Source organism: Pantoea sp. X-Soil-TKNS-1211, assembly GCF_059730495.1.
In genome coordinates this window covers 81,260-105,565 of the sequence record NZ_AP035955.1, presented here as the reverse complement: position 1 = coordinate 105,565, position 24,306 = coordinate 81,260, and the positions used below count along the sequence as shown (strand labels likewise).

The following is a 24,306-nucleotide window of genomic DNA, read 5'->3' as shown; positions in this document are numbered from 1 at the left end:
CGCTACATCAGGATCCCAAGCAATCCACCCGCTCATCGTGTGCGATAACGGCTCAGAAAAATTGCTACTCTTTTAATCACGATGGGCAGCGAAGCTACCACCAGCGTTTCATTTTCGCTGTGCGCGCCGCTACCCCACGGACCCAAGCCATCAATGCTGGCGTCAACATCTTGCGCCACCCAGGAGATGTCCGCACCACCGCGTGCGGCCGCAGGCACGGCCTTAAGCGGGGGGCCACCCAGTGCCATGTTGATCTGACCGAATTGAAGCAACAGTTGCCGATTGGCCTCGGTTTCCGGCATCAGCGGAATAATATCCCGGAAACGCAACTGGCTGGAGGTCAGTGGTAACGAGTTTGCCACGATGGTTTGCATCTGTTGTTCCGCCTGTGTTTTCTGATCCAGCGAGAGAAATCGCAAATCCCCCTGCACCCAGCTTTCACCCGCCGTGATGTTTTTCTGCCCGCGGGCGCTGACGCTACCCTGCTGGATGTCTTCGCTGATATGTTGCCCGGCGACCATCACACCGGGATTGAGGGTTAAGCCCGGCGTATCCGCCAGCGTGCGCCGGAACCCATCCAGCACCCGCGCGGTTTCATAAAGCGCACCAAAACCGGTGTCGGGAGCAAACAGGGTTGATGAATGGTGCGACAGCCCGTGGCTGCTAAGCGTCCATGCGCTCAATCCTCTGCGACCGACCACCAGTTGGTCCTCTGCCAAAGAAAACTCGAAGCCCAACGCCATGTCGCTACCTTGTGCCGCTTCCCGGAGCGCCTGGCGCGAAACCCGTGTGGGTTGGGCTGCCTGCTCCTCATCACCGGTCAGCACCACCGTGATATTGGCCTGGTATAAGGTTCCCACATGCGCCAGTGCTTTGAGCGCATAGAGGATCGTCACCAATCCCCCCTTCGCATCGATAACGCCCGGCCCGGTGGCGGTAGTTTTATCAGCGGACAACGTAAAGGTCTGAAAGGGACTGTCGGGTGGAAAAACGGTATCCAGATGACCGATAAGTAAAATGCTTTTACCCTTACCGGGATGCGTCGCCACCAGGCTTCCGGTATGTTGCATTGACGCAGGCAACGCCACCCAACGGGTGGTGAAACCCAATAACGCTAACTCACGCTCAATCAGATCGCCGACACGTTTCACTCCATCACCATTGACCGTGCCGCTATTTATATTGACCAGTTGCGCTAATAACTGAAGTTGATCGGCTTGATGCTCATCAATATAAGCGGTTAATCGCTTCTCTTCCGCCGTTAAGTTTCCGGCCACGGCGGCGGGAAAACAGCTCAAGGCAAATATAATTAAAATCGCTTGCGTCTTCACTCCAGTGATTCCCATTCGGCCTCCACGCTTGCAGCAATCGGCGCCGGTATGCTTTTCACTAAATGGCGATATATCGACAGCACACCGTCAGGGAAATGCAGCCACGGTTGAATTTTATGCTCTGGCTGCTCATACATGATGTCGATTATTTTGTTCACCATCGCCAGGTTTTGTGCCGACAGAGGAGACTGCCAGTTCTGCCGTAATTCACGTGCCAGTCGCGAAATTTCATCATGCGTAGAAAAAATACAGGCATGAAAAAATGGTTCGATAAACTCTGGCTGACCTTCCATATAGGCACGAAATACCGCAGGCGCAGACATCATCTTATTCAACAGTTCCATTTGCTCCGTGCGTAGTAACGTCCTTGGTCTTTTCAGCCAGGTGAGATACGCTTCGCCTTTAATTGTGATGCCCCGAGGAAGGTGTTTTAATATCGCATGATGTAAGTCCTCATGTTCAATGATGGTGGCCACCAGAGGGGTATTTCCTTCTGAGCCGCAATTGAGTCCGACCCTCAACTTTGCATCATTGGCTGTCGACTGCCCTTCCACTGCTGCGACAGAAATGATTTTTCTCTCCATCGCCGTGAGAAATGCCACCCGCTGATTCTGCTGATTGATTGGATTTACTCCATTGTAATCTTTGAAGATTTTTATATTTTCGCTCTTGGTCTTTTTTGCCATACGGTGGTATTCTTTAATTATTTTCTCAAACACACTGATATCCGCTGAGACATCATCAGGAATATGAAAAAACTTTTTCACTTCACGCGCAATAAAATCACTATCCTGCCGTACCGTTTCTTCTAATTTTTCTATGGTTAACATTTTTTCGTTGTGTATTTTTCTTAACTGGCCATCCAAAAAAGGAAATTTATCTTCAATCACTTCACCTTCAGCGACGTACTTAATACCGTTATAGGCCTCTGGCACACTCAGCGGCGTGCGAAAAAAGTCACTAATCCGCGCAGACTTGAAGATGAATTTATTAAACACCCGCATATAACGTCTGACCCGATTAGTAAATCCCTCATAGGCTTTGCGGAATGCAAAAATTTTTGTTGGCATGACATCAGCAGCGTTGATCACGACATTCGCCAATGTTTGATATTTTTCTATATCGGCTTCGGTCAGCGTATGATCACTCCCAGGCAACGCAAATATCTTGATGATATCCTCCAGACCGCGAGCGGCATCGGCTAAGACTTGTAAACGCACATGATAATCGGGTTCTGTTGCCGGTATTCTCTCGGTGATAAACGTCAGTGCCCCATCGGCAATCTTATCAATTACACTGATCAGTGCCTGATAACCCGGTAAAGTCACATCGTTATGCGCCAGTGAATTGACATAGGTTTGCATGGTCAGATGGCCGGGAAGTTTTTTAAGCTGACCGGCCTCCCAGATAAGTTCCACCATTAATTGCTTTTCCGGTTTTAAGTTCAGCAGAGAATTACGCGCCTCAGCTAAACCCACTAATTCTGCCCGGCGAACTTTATCGTTGATGCGCGCCAGGCCGTATTTACCTATGTAGAGTGGTGTGGCATCACTGACCGGATCGTCATCAATACTTCGCCGGCTTCGTTCACGCACGTGGGCAAATATGCCGGGTTCGAACGGGACAAAATTCCCCTCCGCGTCCACTTCACGCCAGTAAATTGAGCCGTCCTTATCCTTAACCTTAAGCACCAGACGATGATCATTGAAGGTGGAAATATAGACTTCTTCAACGGTCATACCTTCCGGGACAGACAGACCGCAGCCACCACCCGCAACAGGAACGCTGGCACCCTCACTCACCGGCATAATTTTAATCTGCTGAGTGCCCACCACCTGCAAATGCCCCTGTTGGTCCTTTTTCACCATGACGATGCGATCGCTGGGTGCCCCTGCCGGCAACTCATACAACACTTCACCGTCAGCCGAGAGTGAGTAGGCGATCACTTCAAACTGCACCTCGGTGTCACCGTATTTATATTTGAGGTACTCTTTTCCTTCTTCCTCTGCCCCATAGTTGTCATAACCGACCAGTTCATTCAGCGTCTCCTCACTGGTCATCGCCGGTCGGAATGTTGCGGTTGATAACGGCGCCCAGGTCGGTTGCTGCAAGGGTGCCAGCCATGGCTTTAATTCACGATGATCGTAGAGGTTCTCCAGATTGGCCGAAAAATCCATGAAATCACCGAATTCCTGCTCCTCCCACTGGGTAATGGCTCGCTGCTGCTCCCCGTCCGGATTCTGTGGTTGCGCAACCTGCCGCTGGGCAGCAGCGTGATTCTTTACCCACTTCAGACCTTGTTTAACGATTGATTCACCTGCTTTAAACAGTTCACTGGCCGCTTCAGTTTCCGGTATCAACTCCTCAATGCACATGGCCCCCGTGCCAGCCTGCTCCAAAAACGTCTCTTTAGCAGGATTTAGCAGGTTATCCAACACATCCAAACACGACCCCCACGGCGAGTTGTAAATCAACGATTTGGCATGGGAATAAAAGAATCCAAAGATGCCTCCCTCGGCAGCTGGCGTGGTGGAGGTCGACGCGGGAAGATCGGCTGGAGGATTAGCGAGTTTTTCTATCTGAGTCACTACCGTTTCCGCCAGGTTGTCATTCCACAGCAGGCCAGTGTCGCGATGAAAAAACAGATGTTTGGTAGTGAATGTCAGTTGATGTCGCGGCAGCGCAGCCGCGTTTTCAAACAACATATCGGACAGTTTTTTTTCCTGTTGCGGGGTACGAAACCCGGATCCCTCTATCATGTCAGAGACATCAAACACGGCACGACGTGGCGGATCGCCAATTTTGGCTAGCGGCGTAATCAAATACGCCTTCCCGGCATACTGGAAAATCACCCCAAGAGTGGGTTTACCCGGCGAGGGATCACCCGGAGGGGAGATCTGCACAAATGTCACCGTCACCGCATTGGGATAGTTTTTCTCTAATCCCTTCACCGCAGACTGTGGCAAATCTAACAACGCGTTTTTATAAAATTGCCGCAGGGCGGCGTGTTGCTCGGCTTTCGCCTTGTTCAGCTGGGCAGGCGTGACATCCTGGGGTTCCAACAGCAGTTTATCCAGCGCGCGTTGCGCCCGGGTAAATTCCCACACGTCGGTAAAGGTTTGGCCTTCCCGCTGCCACCATTTTTTCAGATTTTCTTTCACCCCGACGCTGACACGCGTGGTCCAGCCGAGCATCGTTACCAGCGTATCGGTGGATTGATTCAGCAACAGATGCAGTCCGATTCGTTTGACGATCTTCAGCGGAATGGTGCGGTATTTTTTTTCGGCAACCACTGTCGCCGCCAGCGCTGCCCAGATCCCCTGTTCACTGAACGCTGACATTTGCCTGATTTCCGGGTGAGAGGCAAACTCGATCACCGGAAAGGCTTCTTTATTTTGTTCCTCCAGCAGCAAGCGGATACGCGCAATATCCAGCGAAGACAACTGCGGATACTGTCGTCCCAGCTCATCACAGAACTGACGGGTTTTATCAGCCACCCGAAGGGCAAACGCCTCCACCGTGAGACTGTCGATTGCCGCGTCCGTCAAGTCCGCGATGATATTGCGGTTAAGGGCCGCGAAACCGGCAAAAAGCGGCGGCGTGGTGATGTCTTTTAACGTCCGTTCCAGTAACGGCAGCATCATTTTGCCGAACATCCGCAGACTGGCCCGCGCTTCGCCACCGCTCATGATGGCTAAACCATGATCCCAACCGGTGCGTTGATCATTGAGGAAAAAAGCGAACTCATCCATGTTCAGGCTGAACGGACTGTCATTGTCCCGGCGCGTGATGATATTTTCGAGGGTCTGCTGCACGGTTTTCAGGCTGTTAGCGTGCGAGGGAACTGTTTCTTCCTGAAAGTGGTAATCCTTGCCAATCTCGCGTAATGCCACATGTTCATCCCTCAGCGCCAGATAGCGTGTACATCCCGCTTCAATCTCGGCTAAAGGTGCGTGGTTCACCACCTGCCGCCACAGTTTGCAAGCATCAAGGGCAACTTTGGGTTGAACTGGGGATGGTGCTGCGGTACTGACAACCGGAGCAACATCAGGCAGTCGATCGTACTGCACCGGATTTTGTGGGGTATCACCGGGTTTGCGCTCAGTGTTCACATCTCGCTTTGAGAGTGAGCGGTACGGCTCACTCTGTGCGGCACCGACGCCAGGCAAGGTAAGCATTCCGGTAAACATCGTATCAAACCTCTGCACCAGGTCTGTCCAGGCTGGCGGCTGCGCAGGTAACAGTTGCGGCACGGTGAGCGCGGGAGCCGGTATGGCTGGCTCCTGCAATGAACACACTTCATTAGCAAACGCGGTAGCGGGTTGATCAACCGCAACCTTTGTGTCCGCCGACAGATGAGTGATCGCGCGCAAGGGCGACGTGACCAGGGTTGTGGAATATTGAGTCGCAGGGTAACGACTTTTGAGATAAACCGGCGTCGGCGCGGTATTATTGTTTGCGAGATAAAGCTCCATATCCTCCATCGTATGTTTACCCACACCGCCGATGGAGATACCCCTCGCAGGGGATGTTGCGTTGAGCGGCAATTGCGCCGGGCAGGCCGCTGCGTTCAGAACCATGGAGGAATTTGTTGCCAGCACCACGTCTTGCCCGGCAGGAGACAGGGTGCGCAATGTTCCGACATAGGGGAAATGAATTCCTGGCGGCGGTGCTGGTGGCGCGCTTACCGTCGGTGCGGAGGCCGGTGTGGCGGTCGGTGCTGCCGTGGTGGGCCAGACCTTCGCCAGCAGCTGGCTTTGCAGTTGCGCAGGCACCCCACTCAACTGCACCAGCATTTCGCTGTTGACATACTGTGCAGCACATTGCTCAGCAAATTTGGCGGTGAGAAAAGACTTTACCTTTGTTTTCAGTTCAGCACGGGTCCATCTTTGTGCTTCTGCCTTATTGCTGGTGTTTTTTTCCCAATTCAGTGCCCCACCCAGCCACAGAGCCTCAAACAGATCTTCGAACATCTCAGCATTTAGCTGTCGGGGCTTAACCTCACCTCCACCACTACCCGCGATGATTATCATTAACGATAAAAAACGTCTGGTTTCGCTTTCCAGCGTGGGTTCCTCCGCTATCGCCACGCAGTATAGCTGCTTCAGCCGTTCGCGATTGACTGGGGTGTCAAGGATGTCATTAGCTTTTGCCAGATGCAGAAACTCCCCACGCGGATCGGACCTGCCGCCCAATAGCATCATCGTCGGCTGTTCCAGCAGATAACGCGCCAGTAACGCAAAACAAGGTTCCAGATAATTTTTCAGTGCAGCATCCAGCGGCTTATTGGGGTATTTCAGGAATGCCTGCCAAAGTTGAATCTGCCGGGGGGAGATGACGTCTTTACCCACCCAGTGATTCAGGGTGGTGGCGACTGCGGGTAGCCCATTGATGCCCAGGGCCATTAATCGGCTGATACCATGCGATAGCGGCGTCGTAACCGTCGACCTTACTGATATAAATTTCTCCCCGACGTCATTCAACAGACACAAGGCATCTTTAACAGGGGTAGCGGGCGGCACAGGCTTGTTGGTACTGGCGAGGATCGAATGCATTTTTTTCTTCCGTGAAAATAACCAACCTGAAGCCTAGTCTACTGAGGATTAGCACATGTCTGATTATCCTGAAAAATAGATGAAAATTTGGTCTTGTTACGCGGGTTAAATAACCGTGGAAAGCAGCGCGATAAATCGCGCCGCTCCCGATTTTCCCTTAATTATTCAGGGATGGATTTAAACTTTTGGGGACAACTGTGATTAAGATGTCTTGTTAGTGACCCGCTCGAGGGAAAGGTAAGGTTGCATGGCATACATCGCAGCCCGGTAGCGCCAGGTGCATGGTATAAATTTATATGATTTTTAAGGTATATCTTTCTAGAAACTGAGTAGTCACATCCGGCAAACATGCATACATGTCTGTTTTTGCCACGATGTGTGAGATTAACATGATTCCTCAGGACGCTCTTTGCCCGAAATCTCTCTCCGCAACCCAGCCAGTCACAACTAAACGGTTTTTCGTCTCTGTGCAGATTGAGATGAGCAGTCCAACTTACCTTACGGCTGAGTATTTTCTTACATTCCGGCCAGGTACATTGATGTTTTAATTTACATCGTATCGTGCTGTGATCTTGCCAGGCAACGTGAGATTGAAACCTGTCAAAACAGCGATCACATTGCCAGGTTTGATTAGCGGAAAGCGCATCCGCGGTTGTCACCTGACCGCAAGGTACTGGCTGATGCAGTTGATTACCGGATCCAGAAGCAGAAGCACAATAAGCCGCTGAGGTTGAAGGCAGCGGTAGCGGGTCAATGCTTGTGGCATCATCGGGTATAACACACCGTTGCAATGACTGCATGATGGTTTCAAAAGTAGCTGAATCTGTCGGTGTACTTGTTAATATATCATCCAGGTCTTTTTCCATAAGTGAATTTTGCTCGTTCGCCATCCGTCCATCAGCGTCATAGCGGGTGAGCGGATTATTTCTCACCATGCGAAACAAATTTAATCCATCTATTGTCCCCGCCGGATCGCTATTCAACCAGCGCATCTGCATGGGGACTAAATAACGCCAGCCATAGTAAAGCAGCCCGGTGGCATCGCGTTCTTTGCCCGCGTAACGCTGAAACTTTAGCACCGCGCCCTGCTGTGCACCGGTTAACCAGCTGGCGGTGCCGCCAAACGGATACCAGCGCTCCTGGCTGACCAGGGTTCCGGTTTCATCCACCACGCCGTTCACACTGCCAAGCCTGTCATTCAGGTTGAAATGCAACAGTGTTTGCTTCTCATCACGGTAGAAACGGCTCTGACCCGCCGCGACCACCCGCAAATGCTGCTGTTGGGCATTGCTGGCTATGCAACTGCGCACTTCAAGTCCCGGCAGATAACGCACCTGAAGCTGGCGGATTTCATGTTGGTGAAGCTTATGCGTACGTTGGCCGTGGGCGGCATAACGATACGATTCATGATGCTGTGACATACGTTCTCCTGAGTTAAAGGCGGCAAACGTAGGGCCGTGGCAATCTATTAAAAACATGCCGCGTTGTTAAGCGATCACAGTGAAACCTGATGATAGCAATATTATGCTGATTCAGCATTTATTCCGGCATCCCAATTATGTACACCATGAAAAAAAGATGAATATTTATTATGCCGAATGGTGGTGTAAAAAAAATAAGATAAGGTTAATGGCCGGTAAAAAGGAAAACCATTTAAGGAGTGAACATGTTAAGGAATATACTTACCTGTAGTGCCGCCATTGTCATGCTATGTAATTCTGGACCGTTGCTTGCAAAATATTCACCTGAGGAGCAGGCCGAACACGCGCCTTTTGATTACCCGTATGTTTTAATAAATGGCACACCGGAAGTTCATCAGGATGCTGACAGAATGGGATCAAGACCCTGGCACCCCGGCTATCCGACCGGTTATTATGCTGAGCCAAACCAAAAAATTCACTATGCAGTCAATTGTGCCAACCACAAAGATAACGTCACGCCTCAGTTGCAAATAGGCACCTGGGACCGTTATAAAGAAAAACCAGAACCTGACCGCTTCACATTGGCACAAAATGTCAATACCAGTATTACGGCGGGCAATAAAGGAGGAATTATTTATGCTTACGCCCCTATGGGAAAATATACGATTGGGGCAAATTGCCGCCTGACATTCGTGGATGCCACCCCTATGCCTTATTATCGGTTGGGCACTACCACCAATGCAGCATGGCGTGAGATGTTGGCTAATTACCCTACTCCTGATGTCGTATTCGAATCTGAGCGTGCCATTATTGTCGCATCACGCGAAAGTGCGTTGCGTTATATTAATGAGGATCAGGATAAAGTTTTGCAGACAATTGACAAAATCATTAACGCGCAGGATGACATTGCCATGTTGACTGAAGATGCCATTTTTAATTTCACCAGCAGTAAAAGTTTATATAAGTTATTAATCACCGAAACGGATGATCCAGATGTGCATGCATATGCACGTAGTTATGGCACGGTTTATAATAAAAATTTGATGGGCCAGCTTCTGACAGTGCAGGGATTAGTCAACGAGGGCTGGGTGGCTTATCATGAACTGGGCCATATGCATGAAATCCAGGCGTGGAAATGGAGTGGCATTAACGAAGTTCAGGTAAATATATTTGCCCTCGCTGCCGAAAGAGAAATGGGAATATCGCCCTCACGTTGGATGACAGTCGCTAATTCCTGGCCGCGTGCCAAAGAATTTCTGAATAAAACCGCTGCACAAAAAGACTTCAATCAGGATAGCGCATTAGGTAATGAGGGAAAACTAATGATGTTCCATCAACTTTGGCTGGCTTATGGTGATAATTTTTATCGCACATTGCTGCGCCATTACCGGGTTTCCTCCCCTGATTTACCCAACGATGCAGACAGAATAAACAGCTTTATTGTGAAAGCCAGTATCTACTCAGGTTATAACCTCGCCTCTTTCTTTACGACCTGGGGATTAATGCCGAAGGATCCGAATGCTTATAATTCTCTGCTGGCAGAATTGGATGCGTTAAGATTACCCGACACCAAAATTGATCCTTATACGCTGACCGATCTGGCAGGCTGATAGCCGCAGCAGCCCTGGTGGAGCCATATCGCACGCCAGGGTGCTTATAAGTCGGTGTCATCCAGGTTATCGATCATATTCTCAAAAATCTCCGGTACGAAATCCAGCGCGGTGATTGGCCCCGGATCGACCAGATCATCCTCTGGTGGGTCAGATGGCAATGGTGGCTCATGGACGAAAGACATCACAGCCGGATTTTCACCGCTGTTGATGGTCAACGCTTCTCCAAGCGGCCCGTCGATTTCGTCTTCAGCTTCTTGTTCATTGGACGGGGCGACCAGACGATGCCCTCTTTCGAGAACCATGTTGTCCCTGATCCGGCTGTAAGGGAACGCCACTTCGCTGGCTGCCAACCCGTTAAACAGTTGCTCTGGCGTTAAATCGGCGGGTCGTTTAACGTCGAGGAGAAAATGCAGAACAAAGTCCGACGAACTCAACTTTCCCTTTTTGGCAGTCACACATTTCTCTAGCTGTTGTTTAATATAGGTTGTCTGCTTCGGCGTCGGTTTTTTTTTGAAAATTTGCAGCGCCAGCTTGGCCGGAGCAGGACTGATGTATTCCTTCTGCATGATCACCAGCGGCCATAAAACTTGCCATGCTATGATGGGCAGACCAGAGCAGCGCCACAACGCAGATAAAATTCGGTCATTGAGATTATCCATCCAACTGAGCGCCTTCCAGGCGGTGTTAAATTCCGTTTTCGTCTTATCTGCAATCTCTATTTTGGTAACCGTTATCACCATATCTAACGTTTGACCTGCAATCGCAAAGTCTGGTGTTCTCAACGCTTTCAGCAGCGGATATTTTTCCAGATTCATCTTTTTCACTTCTGGATCAGTCAGCACCAGGTACGTCCGGCACATCATTTCCCGCGGTGCCCCTCCGACTGCAACCAACTTATCTCTTATCTTTTTAATATCGGGCTCATCAATATTCGCCTTTGCGATACCTACAAGGTCCTCTAAAAAACGCGGTTGCACATCAATACGCTCGCGTAGCGTCCTCAGGGCCTTACGAACCTGATACCAATCCAGGGTTGTCAGCAGCTTTTTTTTCTCCAGCGCCGGTATTAACGCCTCCACGACATCTTCCGGTGTGTGTCTATGGGTGTTTGCCTTGGTAATCGATGTAACGATCTCCTCAATGGCATCCTGCACCCTGGAATCGACCCTGGCCTTCATGGTCTTTATTGCATCATCCACCGTATAAGAGGAGAGTGCCATCCCCTTTCCCTTCAGAAACTATTGACAATGCATGGTAGGCATTTTTTCCAACACGTTGATGTCAAAGGGTTCCAGGTATAGCTCCACTAAGCTCTGGGAACAGACGGCAGATTTTTCTTTTAACGCTTTAAACGTCTGCCAGTGCGTTTCGTAAATCGCTTTTTTATAGGTTATTATTGCGTTTGACTTAATTTTTTTGGTGCTACTAATCACCTGTAGCTTACGTTGGACGCGCTTGGGGGCACTTCGGGTTGTAGAGGCCACAGCAGAGGTTGAAGGTGGTGGGATTCTTAGCATAAGCGTCCTGATCGTTGTCTCATCGGCAGGCGAATAGAACTTCCGCCTGATTTTTGCATCAAGAGAAAGGCCATACTTCTAAACTGCCGATCGCTATATCATCGGTTTCCAGCGTATAAAAAGGTTCAGGCGTTGCATAATTTTGGGATGGTTTCAACATCTCCAGGAAATATAAGGATTTCTCTTCCTCACTAAGCGGCTTATCCATACATGGCACAGGAATGCTGGACGGTAGTTCAGAAACAGGTTCGGGGGCGGGTTCTGTTTCTGTTATTATCTCGACTGGCGGAATGTTGGAGAAAATCGGGGATCTTTTGAGTTCTCGCACTAATCTATCCAGCGTAGTGTAACTTATGTCTGCACTGGTTTGCCAAATGGCACGCAATAACTTTTCCGTCAATTTTTTTCTGACTATTTCTGTAATTTCCTGTGGACGCTCTTTCTTCTGTAAGATATTTTTCAGCCACTGCGACTTATTTTTACTCGAATAACCAATTTTATTTTCAAGTTCAGACTTTAACCAGACAATTGTCCCGATTTCGAGAGGATCCTGATCGATTATCCTCTGGGCAGCAAATATTAAAGCAATCGTAAAACTGATATTTTTCTTTAACATGTAGCGCGCCAGTACGGCCTTTCCACATCCAGACTCCTCCATCGTCTTACCCATCTTACGTTCTAGCGTGATATCCTGTTGCTTAGCGTACTTTTCCCAATGTGGAGTTATCTGCTTCTCTGTTTCTGTCGAGAGAAACGCATCTATAGCGAGATTAAAGATTTTCGTCGTATCTTCCGTACTCTCAAACTTTGCTGCCAATCCTTTTCTTTTAAGAAAAATAAAGAGATTGCCGACAGTCAATTTTGACATCGCTGGCAAGGGGGAAATATCAGCATAATTGAGAAGCGTAAACGCGATTGTCTGGGTATCGGGGCGGAAATCGGGAGTCATCTTATTTTGCGTATACCAGCCCTCAAACCATTGATCCAGCGGAGAACCGGGTTCTAATTTTGCATGGGCAAGGATTACCGCGCCAGAGATAATATTCCTGTTTATGCCATACTCTTGTTCTTTACCTTTAAACAGGCAAAACATATTTGCCTCGTTGCGTAACTTCGGCGGAAATTCCTTATGCGTCATCATATCATGCAGGCGCCAGACCGGCTCATCCGAGACCGTATTACTGAAGATTTCCAATGATTTATTTGTGTCTGCTGAACTAATTTTCGCCGCAATAATTCGTATGCTTTTCTGTAAGCATACACTGGTCAATTTACCATTTATGGTTATCATCAGATGGCGCAGTACTGGTGCGGTAAAAATTTTACCCTCCGCCTTTCGCTTTTCCAGCATTTTTTTTACCCATTTCGTCTCCGTATCCTTATTATTATCTTTGTTGAATGGCTGGGCTGTAACATATTTATTGAACCATCCGGTTTGTTCCTCATCAGGTATGGCGGTTATCGCCCGAAATGCGTTACCTATGGTGACTTGACTGACAGGAAAGTCTTCAAATACCTCTATAATGCTACTCATTTCCACCTTCCTGAGTTCCTCAACTGGGCATGTAGCCAGCAGTTCTTCCACCCAAACCTGCTTATTATCGAATTTTTTCTGGTTGGTGAATTTGGTAAGTTCCTCCAGCCTGGTGCGCAAGACATCCAGACAGGTATGTTCCCTGGTGGTGGACGGCAAGCACGCTGTGGTCTTCACCAGGCTGGCTGGTTGTATGAGGGTCGAGCTGGTGGTGATTATCGCATGAGATAATTTCGTTCGCTTTGCCGGTGGGGAAACCTGCATTTTCAGCTGAATGTTTTGATTCAAGGCATTTGTTAACATAGGCACCAGCTTCCATTCAGATCAATCGTTGTGTCCCGTTATTATAATAGCTGACTGATGGAAAAATGTCGGGGTCAGACCACTCTTCAGCGCCAAGTCTGTATTGACGATCACTGCATCCAGGTGGCAAAAATACCCGCACATGGCCTCAATTTTATTACTCCCTCCTGTTGCAATAAATTCCGGCCGCGAGCTTCATTTGGCACCCCAACCACCGCATCGGTTTTCAGATCCGTTACTGATTTCACCTTTTTCGAGTAGCGATCAATCGGCCACTCGGCGGTATCAACGACACGCACGATGTCATAATGATTAACCTTGATTTGGTTATTGAATACTACCGTTTTGACCGTTAACCCTCTGCTGGCAGATGGCGGCAGTATACCGGGTTGATGACAGTGCGATTATGATTTATTTGGCAAAGTTTCTACAAAACAAGCAATTGGCGACAGTAAAATTCTCGGGGAAACAGATATCCAAAAGACTAAGCCAGACGGTAAATTTCTCAGCATTTTAACTTTATTCTACAATCTAACTGTGATGTACTGATTAGTATGAAAATGAGGAGATTAAAATCTCTTTTCATATACATTTTTTCTGTGAACGTACCACGCCAAACTTATTCGTTTACCGATAACCACGTTATTATCAGGAGATAGTGATGAGTGATTCTCTTAAGGCGATAAACAACTTTCGCATCCTGCGTGCACAAGCACGAGGCTTACCGCTGGCTGTCCTGGAAGAGATGCTGGAGAAATTAACGGCTGTGGTTGCTGAACGCCGCGATGAAAGCACCGCCGAGGAAGCGGCCGTGCGCGAAAAAGCAGAAAAACTGGCAAAGTATCGTGAATTGTTATTAGAAGACGGTATTGATCCCAACGAATTGTTAACTACCATGCAGGGTAGCGGGCAACCGCGTAAAAAACGCGCTCCACGCCCGGCTAAATACAAATACATCGATGAAAATGGTCAGGAAAAGAACTGGACCGGTCAGGGACGTACCCCTGCAGTGATTAAAGAAGCCCTCGAAAATGGCAAAAACCTGGATGATTTTTTGATTTAAACCAGACCGCATGGATTCGTAGCGGTGTGGTAAACCGCGCCGCTACAGAAAGTTTCAGTGCCTCAGCGAATCTGCGACATTTTCTTCAAGGCATCCCGCAGTGAAGAATCAAACACCTGACCATGCCGCTGACCGTGATAGCGAATAATACTCAAATCAGCGCCTTTTTCTTTCATCAGGTTTATCAATGTTGCTTCTGCTTCATTAACTTCGCGATGCAGCATCGGTGGATAATCAAGTGTGTTATCCCCTGCCATCAATACCACCGCCTGACCGGTGAATTGAGTGTCATCCGCGCGCAGTACCTGCTGAAGAATGCGCGTATTCTGCCAAATCAGCGATGGTGCAGCGGTGAAGTAATAATGAAACCATGAAGATTCAGCGAGGGTATCCAGCACAAATAAACCACCAAACGAATGCCCCCAGACCGCGCGCTTATATGGATTACTGACCGCCTGCGTCTCTACCCATGGAATAAGCTGGTTGAACAGCAATGCGCGAAATGCCTGACTGCCGCCGCCAGGCCTGGTAATCCATGCCATGCGGGTCTCATCCTCCGGCACATCTTCGCCCGGCGGGGTGTAATCAAGGGTACGGGATTTAAGAATGACCGGCTTGTCGGCATCATAACCAATGGCCACCAACACCGGTGCATCTGCCCGGTGCAGTTGGCCGAGCAGCGTTTCTGATAAATTCGCCAGCGCCCGATTACCATCCAGCAGGTAAATCACCGGGTAACCGCCGGCCGGAACCGGCCGGTAAGGAATGGCAAGCCAGACCTTATAATGACGCTGATCATCAGCGGAATCGAAATTTATCGTTTGAAAACGATAATATTCAGAACCGAGCTCCACCACGTTCGGAGGTAATGGCTCCAGCGGCGGATTGACTTTGGCCGCACCAGGCAAAACAGTACAGGCCGCGCCCAACAACACCCCCAAAACACGTCTAATGTTACTCATCAGCCTGTTCTCCCTGGCTCTTTCGAACATAATCATATGGGTCAAAACTAGACCATGGTATAGCCATGTCAAATAAACAAATGAGTATTATTTGTGATATTTCGCGCAAGACGAGCAGCTACACCCCAACCAGATGGAGGGTGGGCAAATGTGCATCTGTCGGGATATTTTCATGCGTATCTTTCAGGCATACCCATGCATAGGTAACATCTTCATCTGGCTGCGGAGATAACCCGCATAACATGCCAAACACCATTTCCGCATCGGGCATGATCAGGCGCACAATCAGCATCTCACTGGCGTAAAGCGCCTGAAAAAACGCCAACCGTCGACTGGCTTCTTCAGTCATAAAATCATGGATCTTGAGAAAGCGCTGGGTGGTATCTGACATATAAAAAGCACGTTCGGCTTCGCTCCATACCCCGGCTTCCGTCGCCATAACCTGCCGAATGCGGTGTTGCAGGCGCAACAAGAATGCCGGGCTGGACAACTCGCTCATAAATATCGGACCAGCAAGCCGGTGTTGGGTCCATGCAACAAAATCTTTTGCCTTACGGGGGTGGCTGCCAATCCCCGCCAGACGCGCTTCGGTGGTAATGTTATGTGTCAACCGGACATTCTCCAGCAATACATCTTCTGCCACCTCCGGGCTGAGCATAAACGGAGGCGCCTGATGCTTACCGGAAATAGACCCAATTTGTGCGGTCAATATCAGGTTGGTGGGCTGTTTACGTTTGGTGGCTGCCAGGGGTAAACCCAGCGAAGAGGTTATCGGCCTGATAATAATGATGTCATTGGCATCGTGGGGTTGCTGCCAATATTCACAGGTGCGGTTTAGCTGCTGCTGAAAAAACCTGGTAGCGTTGCGCATAGCGGGCTGCTGCCAATTTTCATTGGATAAGCCCAGAAAAGAATCGAGTAACTTGTTAGCCGCAGGCAGGCCGCTGGTGAGCTGACGAAGCTTGTCAAACCCGGTTTGCCAGGCGGCAATGTTAATCGGCGCTGGGCGGTGATCAACCTCAAATTCCCAGGTTTGCAGAAAAGTGTCCGGTGTCCAGTGGGGATGTGCGCCGTAGCGACTGAAGAAGTTATTCTCTGCCAGGCAATTCTTATGCAATCTTTTTACGCCCTCAGTGGATGAAGCAAGGCGTTTACGATGGGACTTGAACCACTCGATGGCAGCAATGATGCGAGGAATAATATGACTTCCTTTCTCAACCCAATCTAATGAACCATCCTGGGGAAAAAGCCTCAGATATTTACCGTGCTTGAGATACAGGGCCAGGGTATGAAAAACGATTTGGCGCTTTCTTAAATCCGCCAAAACGTTATGGCAAACCGATGAATCATAAAGATCCATTTTTCGCCAGGAAAAGATATCCCAAACAGCGGAACTTATCACAATATTTTGCTTCATATATTCTTGCAGAATTAATGCCAGGCTGGTGCCTTCGCTGCGCAGATGACCTTCAACTTCGATCAGATCGCCGGCATCCGTTTTCAGTTGGAAAGGAATATCCGCCGTCATATTACTCAGTTGCTGAAAATACTCAGCACTGACCTTATGCCCGTTTAGCAATGCAAGGCTGATATTTTTCTGTTGCTGTTCATTCAGCAACGGCAGGAAATCAGGTGCGGCTTTGCGCTCCTCTGCCGCGAGGAAAAGGTCTACGGTCGCACGGAATTGCTGCCCGGCGGTTTTTTCGGCAACGGCAGTGACCGTCCGCGGCCACTCCGTCATACCCAGCGGTAAAGGTTGTAACTGACCAGAGGGATCCAACACGCTATAGCTGATTTCCTGATAATTATTCTTGCCGTGAATAAAGATAAAATCTCCACTGTGATACTGCAATATATACGGGGTTAGCTTGATACGGGTGGAATTGATTCCTGCCGTTTTCTGCAAATAGGATATCGGCGTCATCACCCCCTGGTCGATCAATGCACTGGCCGCAGCCACAGGTATTAACTGCCAGCGTTCTTGTGTCTGGTCATACTTTTTACGCCACGCGTCAGGCACCAATTGGTCAAAAAATTCCGTCGTCGAGACCGCGCCACTGCGCAGGTCAGTTAAATTCTGCTGTAATTCATTCACCAGACTAAGGGATCGCCAGATGCTCGCATGAACAGGTTTATCGGTTACAGGAAATAGTGTCGCACGCTTGTCTACAAGGCTGGCAAAAAGCTGATATTCCTCGCCATTAATAAAACCGAGGTAACAGCAATAACTCATCGGATCCCACCAGGCACCCGCGAACCCGCTGCTCGGCAATGCGTCCGGCAACAGTGTATTGTCAACCGGGTAGTGGGTTCTTAACATGGCGGCATTGTCGGGGAAGTCGGTATAGCTGCTCATTAGCCCACGTACGGTCTGCTCAATAAAATTACCCGCGGACATGTCGGCTGGTTTCGGATGTTGGCCCGTTTGCCATTTCTTCACATCCGCTTCCGCTGTCAGCTGAATAATACGTTCGGCATTGAGCTGATCATCCAGGGTGCTGCTATCGCGATAGAAGGCAAAATATTGCGTTAACCACAAGTCAAAGCGATCTTTGATGGTGTTAAAGTCAGTCGCATTTTTCGCCGTGGCGAGTTGATCGAGGAATCCTTGCGACTTATTTTTCATCCACAGCGTCAGCATGGTGATCACGCTGAAATTTTCCTGATTAACCTGTGATTTCGGCGTCAGGGTTTTGCGTTTGAAACACATCTTCGCGACTTTGCCTTCATCAAAACAAATGGCGGTCAACGTCTTATTGGTGATACGCGCAGGTGTTTGCAAGAAAGTCCCTGATTCCGGCACCGGTAATCCTAAGGGGAAGATCACTCCTCGCGGCTGATTTACAATATCGAATCCCAAACCCGCCAGGGTGAATTCCCCGCTGCTATTCGCCTCCCGCGCCAGATACCAGGTAAACTGTAATTCTCCACGCGTGCGCGCCGCACGGAATTGCTGCTCTTGATGTTGTGGCAGCGCCAGCGTCAGTAACGCCTGCTGATCTTGTATCGTCGTATCGAGCAACTCGCGCAGCAGTTCAAGTTCGCCTGGCGTCGCATTTTCGAAAGTCAGCTCCCACAGAGATGCCATTAGATGTTGGTTATCATTGATACAGGCAACCAGAGGAGCCAAAGTTTTTGCGCCCTGTTCGATGCTATAAGCCAGCGTTGCCAGAGCATCCTCAGCATGATGCTTACCAGGCATGTTGAACAACGCCAGTTGACTTATGGCGTTGACCGGTACAATGCCGGCGTCACGCATCATCAGAGTGGCGAGTCGCACCAAATCACCGTGCACGACATTTTCCCATCTCAGCCCATCGGCAATGATCGCGCCCAAGCAGAGTTGTTGCCCGAGACCTTCACCAGCTGGCAACTCAATCATTGCCGGGTCTACTTCAGATAAATGCCGGGTAAAGGCCAACTGCTGGTGGATCGCTGCCCGCATAAAGCGACGGATGGCATCCAGTGTCGCACCATGCTCAGTTTCCAGCAGAGTTTCATACTGACGTATCGCGGCATCAATTTGTTCGCGCACGAAACTCCCATCGCTCAAGGTACTCAGCGTGGCGTCTGCTCCCGCCAGCGCCGTTTGCAAATAAAAAATAACCTGTTGATATAAAGGTGGAAGGGTTGGGTGTTGTAGTTGGAAGATATCACTGAGTAGTTGGAGCACCCGGCCTGCATCCATCACCGTACCGGCGGGTAAATAACGTTGCAGTACCCGTAACTGATAATCTACTAACATTCCATTTTCACTGATGATATGGTTTATCATAGCAACAACGTCGTGTTTATATACCGTACTGGCATCGAGCTCTGTCAGGGCATAACCATTCAGACGCTCATGAAAGGGCAGCGATGAGGACCAGATAAACTTACTCACTACCTTATTTAATTCTTGTTGATAGATAGCAGAATCATTCACAACCTGCCAGGTTTCCACCAACTTAAAGGGAACGATAAATTCATCTCTGATTTCGCGATGATCGATCGGGGGCAATGGCATGTCAGGATGACCGCGTCCCAGTTGTCTGCGTGAAAGCTGCCGCGGCTTACGTTCAGAAATGAAGTCATGTTTGAGAATGGTGAAACTGCCATAATCCATGGTGTAATATTGGCAAAAAAGCTGGTTTTTATGGATGCGGCAGCTTTCTGTAAACGCCTTTTGTACAATCTCGATAAATTCATAACGCATCTCATCATCATGCATAATTTTTATCTCATGCGGCGAATCGGTATTGCTCAATAATTTTTTCCACTCTGCCATCACTATTTTCGTTGCATCGGCCAGAAAAAGGGTCAGATTCTGATAACGCATCTCAGGCGTAAGAAACTCCATCATGCGCGCCAGCCATGCCGTCTGCGCGTCAACCCCGGACCAATCGTCGATAAGATAATCATCCAGCACGCTGGCGGTAGATTCAACGCGGGCATATTTATCGTATAATATCGCCAACCTGTTCTTCACCTGTAGCGCATCTGTAATATACTCGGCTACAGAAGGTATTTCAGCATCTGGGTGCTGACGGAGATACTCGTTAGTATTTTTATCGAAGGCAGTCAGACTTTCACAAAATAAGGTAATCGCCGCAGGATTTTCCTCTACCTTGCGCCGGATATGTTCAGATAAAAAATCCATTACCTCGGCCTGATATTGTTCCAATGCAGAGTTTCTTTTGGCATCGAGTCCAAACCTATGCAAATAATAAAAAACATCTGACAGAATCATCTTTGTCACGCGTTTTTTTGTTGCCGTTCTGGTTAACGCTGTAAGCGTTTCTTGCGAATGACTGAGTATAATATATTGTAAAACAAAGCGGTAATTACGCTCAAAGGCCAGAATATTACTCGTCATGATATCTTTAAGGGCACGCATCGCCTGCGCAAGCAGTAAGTTTTGCTCCGGCGTCAGGATAAGATTAGGAATCGGATCAGGTTGTTCCTTATTGATATTATCTTTTAGGTGTTGATAGAAAAAATTGGCATCAATATCTGTTCGATTGGGGTTAAGATTGTAATATCCCCCGAGGTCCAGAACTTGCATGATGATTTTCCTTACCTCAAGGGTAAAACTCCTGAAAGAAAATATCGCGATGGAATCATAATTGGGTGCTATTGTCCAACCTCCCTTACTGGCAACATTGATAACTTGTTCGATCTGACCTGACATTAATTCAGTAAAGAATAGTTCTTTATATAGACCAGGATCTTTATAATGAATATCAAAAATATTTAAGGTGATATTGGTCTGTTTTAATTTATCGTTATAGCAGGGAATTTCTTCACGTGGAGGCAGTGGAAAAATGTAATTTTCGATATTGTCGGTTTGATTCCCCTGCGGTGCAATCCAACGTGAGAACGGGTGAAACTTATGCTGTTGATAAAAATCATTCAATTTGTTTTTAAACATCGCCACAATACCAGGAAACCCCTTTAACGTTTCTGCCAGATTGACCAAATTTGATCCGAACGGTTTCAAATTTGACCAGGGATAAATAAACGTCGAGGGTATACCCAATGCATCGATATACTTCACAAATCGTTCATGTTCTAATTTTTCCAGCAATCTTTTTGCTGCGTTAAGTTCAGAAATCTCAGTCTTTATTTGTGATTCAATTAGCGTAGACATCTGCTGTTTGCTGGTATGAGGTAACGTCTGTGCGAGTTTATATTTTTTCTCCAGCGCTGTTTTCCGCGCCAGAATGGTCAATTTCTGGAGATTAATTTTGGAGATCACGCTGCCGATACCCCTGAAGGTTTTTATTACCGCACGCGGCAACAGCAACTCCGCTCCGCATGAAAAAAGCTTTATCAGATCCTGTAATGTGGGGGTGATAGTGACATCCTCAGAGGTTAGCAATAGATTATTTACCGAATCGAAGCAGCTCTTAAGCGGCAGGTTTTCCGCTATTATTCCCAACGTACCTATTTCTTCTTCTCTTTCACCTCGCGTTAACATCGATTCATCAACTTGCTTTTTTTGCCAGGCTAAAAACCCCCTCCTGTTCTCAACCGCCTTTTGAATGATAAAGGGGATGGCAACTTTAGCAGGTCCGAGTTTTTTTTCTTCAAACCAGGGGACGATGTGCCACATTGGCGTCATAAACTTACAAAGCTCGGAAAGACCGTATCGTGTCCATCCGCTATAGAATTCAACAACTTTCGCGGCGTTATCAGTCCAGCCAAGAGCGGGCTTTTCAGCATGTTCACAACGGCCCCAATACCCTTTTCCATCTTTAAAATAATAATGCTGATTCAGGATTATCTCTGGCAACGTTTGAATGTCTTTGGTGGCATTTATCGGCAAGGGTATAATCGGAAATACTTGCCCCTTACGCGCGATTTCCGGGTTTAAAAGAAAGTATTTTCTTTCACCGGTCCTGCGATTCTCGCCACCAAAAATCACACCTGACTCGGTTTTCGGCCTCTGATTGAATGCTGCTCTACTCAGGACTTCCGGGTTAACTTTGGCTGAGGTATGGATAAAAGCATAATTCATCATATGAAACCGTTGGCTATGCCCCTCAACCAGAAAGAGATCAACCTCCGGATCGTAAAAAAATTTTTTGACATCATCGGAAGCAATATCAAACGACTTAGTGGTGGCATTAAGATAATGAGTAAGATGCTCCTCCTCGAACGCCATGGAGGCTTTTTCATAGTCTTCCTTTATCTCTGCCCGTACCGGGTGCGGTTTTAGCGTAAAGACGGTTTTACCTTCATAAGGATATTTTCGTAACGGACCCGGCACCGAATTTGGCATAAGTTGATAAAGTACTTTTATGCCATCAGGAAAGCTCATGAGTACACAAAACAAGTCCTTACACTCGATAATTATCGGATATTCAGGTTTTCTTCTATGCTCACGATGGACCTTGAATGACGCTCTATCAAAATCCATGACTTTATCAATATCAACACCTATAGTTTCATATTTGGCTCTGGCGATATCCCTGGCTGAAACCGGTATCGTCCTCTCCAGATTTATATCTGCTTCATGATATTCCTGATAGGGTTTATTGATAACGCGATCGTATTTTGCATACTTTTGCGCCATGGTAATGTTGTTTGAATCACCGAGGTAAACCTTAATTCTCGCCAATTTAAATGTCATCATTTCCCCTCGACGCAGAGCTGCTTCAAATTCCCCAAACGTAATATATTTATTCTTAGGATACTCTACACCCATCTCTATCCAATAATCATTGGCACGTTTCGATATAACTAACTCATCGGATAATCCATGATTTTGGAATTGAATAAAATCAGGGGCAGGAAAACCAATAAGAAACCGTATTATCCGCTCCAGTTTTTCAGATTCTGTTGTTTGCAATGATTTAACCAGGACCCGCAATGAATACGAGTGAAGCGCCTGGATTGCCATACCAATGGTATCATTTCCCATCCCCCTGGCGTTATCTCGCCAAATCTTACTCACCTTCATATTCACCACATCAACAAGATTGACTAGATTCATCATTCTTTTACTTCCGGGTGGAGTAAGTAGCATGGAAAAGATAGTAGCTAACAGTTCATTCATCTGATTTCTATCGTGATGAGTATGTTCAGTGATATTCCAGGTGGTTATCAACTTTTCTGCATTTTTAAGTCGTAGATCGCCATTTTCGTCAAATATATACTGACTGAATTCATCGGCCAGCCGTATCCCGCTCTTGTCAGAATGCAGTAAATTTCTGACTTTTCCGACTACGTCATAACAGGTACTGTTGATAGTTTCATTTATTTGCAAAGCGAGACTGGATGGACGATATCCATAAGCTACGTGTTGTTGATCGCCGCGATCCTCATCAGGGAAGAGCAATTCATCATATTCAAGATTATTGTTTGCTCCTGATGCGAAAAGATTTTGATATGCCAGCATCAGTCCTCCCCCTACCAATGTCAGCGCTCCGGCAATGGGCGCTATACTCCGACCTGGCTGTGGAACTTGCGACAATAGCGTGGCGGAAGTCACTCCTGCCATCAGCAGCGGGGCATTAACGGCAGTACCGGGACTGGCAGAGGTTGCCAGGGCAATGGGAGAGTCAGAGGGAGTTTGAACCGGTGATGCAGGCTGCTGTTGCGGCGGCTTGTTGTTCTCTCCCCTGTGTTTCAACTTTTCAAAATGTTCTGACATCTTTTCCGAGCGTTTTTGCCGCGCCAGCCAATATTTATCCATCGTAATATCCTGACACAATGGACGAACCAGATTGATGCCGTCGATGAATTTAATAGCCGCACCGAGCGGTGGATATATCCAGCTGATAGTATGAAGCAGCGCATATCTCACCCCAACACCCACCATTTCCTGAGTGAGGTACTGAGGTTTAATAAACTCTAAGATAAATTTCAGCAAAACATCTTCACGTGAAATTTGCTCGGAAGAATTAATTCCTGCATTATGCTCATCCGGATCTTCTATTAATTTTAATGCCTTATTTTTTTCCAGTAGATGAATCAACCTTTGATAAACTGATTTGTTAGTGTCGCGGGGAACTCCACCAGTGATGTTTTCCAGTTGAAGAAATTTCTGCATTGCACTTTCTGGCAAAAACCATTGTGCCAGCAACGTTTTTCCTTCCTCGGAGTTCATCACCTCAACTGCGGCTGGCAGGTGGAGATATTTGTCATACCCCATCACATCACCGCTGAAATCATCGACTTTTTTCTCGTTCCTCTCTTGCAATGACGGTAAATGATTATAAATCAGACTTGCTATAACATTGACAGGTGAAGTGGTTATTCTTCTTATGGAGCTTATAAATAAATTATGCGTTTCAAGAAAAAGAGAGAAGGCTGTATGATTATCGAATAAAGAAATACCATTACAATGGGAGTAGCGATCCGTATTCATTAACAACATTCCTTATGATTTTAAAAATGTGCTGATGTGAAATCACAAAAAATGTAGTCGCTTATGCCAAAAAATAAAGAGCGCAGGGAATAAAACCTCGCGCTATGCTGCCTGTCACCACAAATTCAGATAGCGCGTAGAGAAATATCAGAA

The 24,306-nt window shown here is 47.7% G+C and carries 10 protein-coding genes; 2 read left to right on the top strand and 8 right to left on the bottom strand.

The genetic code is table 11. The features are described 5' to 3' along the window. Positions 1 to 32 precede the first annotated feature (32 nt). The 3 genes from AC6I8W_RS23840 to AC6I8W_RS23830 all read right to left on the bottom strand — a co-directional run bounded on the left by AC6I8W_RS23840 (position 33) and on the right by AC6I8W_RS23830 (position 8,307). Positions 33 to 1,346, bottom strand: a complete 1,314-nt coding sequence (locus AC6I8W_RS23840) for a M20/M25/M40 family metallo-hydrolase (protein WP_497839000.1) — start codon at positions 1,344 to 1,346, stop codon at positions 33 to 35. Next, positions 1,328 to 6,886, bottom strand: a complete 5,559-nt coding sequence (locus AC6I8W_RS23835; protein WP_497838999.1) for a hypothetical protein — start codon at positions 6,884 to 6,886, stop codon at positions 1,328 to 1,330. Before AC6I8W_RS23835 ends, AC6I8W_RS23840 begins: the two co-directional genes overlap by 19 nt. 161 nt (positions 6,887 to 7,047) lie before the next feature. Beyond that, entirely contained in the window at positions 7,048 to 8,307 is a 1,260-nt protein-coding gene (locus tag AC6I8W_RS23830) for an RHS repeat-associated core domain-containing protein (protein WP_497838998.1), read from the bottom strand. A 245-nt stretch (positions 8,308 to 8,552) separates the two neighbouring features. Here AC6I8W_RS23830 and AC6I8W_RS23825 point away from each other — a divergent pair, with 245 nt between their 5' ends. Continuing rightward, positions 8,553 to 9,917 (top strand): M60 family metallopeptidase, encoded by a 1,365-nt coding sequence (locus tag AC6I8W_RS23825; protein WP_497838997.1) that lies wholly within the window; start codon positions 8,553 to 8,555, stop codon positions 9,915 to 9,917. Positions 9,918 to 9,961: 44 nt separating this feature from the next. On the opposite strand, the gene AC6I8W_RS23820 is transcribed toward AC6I8W_RS23825, so the two are convergent. From AC6I8W_RS23820 to AC6I8W_RS23810, 3 genes are all read right to left on the bottom strand, one after another. Beyond that, a complete protein-coding gene (locus tag AC6I8W_RS23820) occupies positions 9,962 to 11,140 on the bottom strand; it encodes a hypothetical protein (protein WP_497838996.1) in 1,179 nt (392 codons plus the stop codon). Positions 11,141 to 11,495: 355 nt separating this feature from the next. Then, complete coding sequence (locus tag AC6I8W_RS23815) at positions 11,496 to 13,274, bottom strand: hypothetical protein (RefSeq protein WP_497838995.1); 1,779 nt, start codon at positions 13,272 to 13,274, stop codon at positions 11,496 to 11,498. Positions 13,275 to 13,384: 110 nt separating this feature from the next. After that, positions 13,385 to 13,573, bottom strand: coding sequence for a MetQ/NlpA family ABC transporter substrate-binding protein (locus tag AC6I8W_RS23810; RefSeq protein ID WP_497838994.1), 189 nt, complete (start codon positions 13,571 to 13,573; stop codon positions 13,385 to 13,387). Positions 13,574 to 13,935: 362 nt separating this feature from the next. Between AC6I8W_RS23810 and AC6I8W_RS23805 the strand changes: the two genes are divergently transcribed. Beyond that, entirely contained in the window at positions 13,936 to 14,337 is a 402-nt protein-coding gene (locus AC6I8W_RS23805) for an H-NS family histone-like protein (RefSeq protein ID WP_497838993.1), read from the top strand. Between the two features lie 62 nt (positions 14,338 to 14,399). On the opposite strand, the gene AC6I8W_RS23800 is transcribed toward AC6I8W_RS23805, so the two are convergent. Together AC6I8W_RS23800 and AC6I8W_RS23795 are read right to left on the bottom strand one after the other, a co-directional pair. Next, entirely contained in the window at positions 14,400 to 15,299 is a 900-nt protein-coding gene (locus tag AC6I8W_RS23800) for an alpha/beta hydrolase (protein WP_497838992.1), read from the bottom strand. A 118-nt stretch (positions 15,300 to 15,417) separates the two neighbouring features. After that, positions 15,418 to 24,153: a hypothetical protein gene (locus AC6I8W_RS23795; RefSeq protein WP_497838991.1), complete on the bottom strand. Its 8,736-nt coding sequence runs from the start codon at positions 24,151 to 24,153 to the stop codon at positions 15,418 to 15,420. Positions 24,154 to 24,306 lie beyond the last annotated feature (153 nt).

Bases quoted from the DNA above. Each gene is read 5' to 3' on its own strand.
- AC6I8W_RS23840 (WP_497839000.1), bottom strand. From the start codon at position 1,346: ATGGGAATCACTGGAGTGAAGACGCAAGCGATTTTAATTATATTTGCC.
- AC6I8W_RS23835 (WP_497838999.1), bottom strand. From the start codon at position 6,886: ATGCATTCGATCCTCGCCAGTACCAACAAGCCTGTGCCGCCCGCTACC.
- AC6I8W_RS23830 (WP_497838998.1), bottom strand. From the start codon at position 8,307: ATGTCACAGCATCATGAATCGTATCGTTATGCCGCCCACGGCCAACGT.
- AC6I8W_RS23825 (WP_497838997.1), top strand. From the start codon at position 8,553: ATGTTAAGGAATATACTTACCTGTAGTGCCGCCATTGTCATGCTATGT.
- AC6I8W_RS23820 (WP_497838996.1), bottom strand. From the start codon at position 11,140: ATGGCACTCTCCTCTTATACGGTGGATGATGCAATAAAGACCATGAAG.
- AC6I8W_RS23815 (WP_497838995.1), bottom strand. From the start codon at position 13,274: ATGTTAACAAATGCCTTGAATCAAAACATTCAGCTGAAAATGCAGGTT.
- AC6I8W_RS23805 (WP_497838993.1), top strand. From the start codon at position 13,936: ATGAGTGATTCTCTTAAGGCGATAAACAACTTTCGCATCCTGCGTGCA.
- AC6I8W_RS23800 (WP_497838992.1), bottom strand. From the start codon at position 15,299: ATGAGTAACATTAGACGTGTTTTGGGGGTGTTGTTGGGCGCGGCCTGT.
- AC6I8W_RS23795 (WP_497838991.1), bottom strand. From the start codon at position 24,153: ATGAATACGGATCGCTACTCCCATTGTAATGGTATTTCTTTATTCGAT.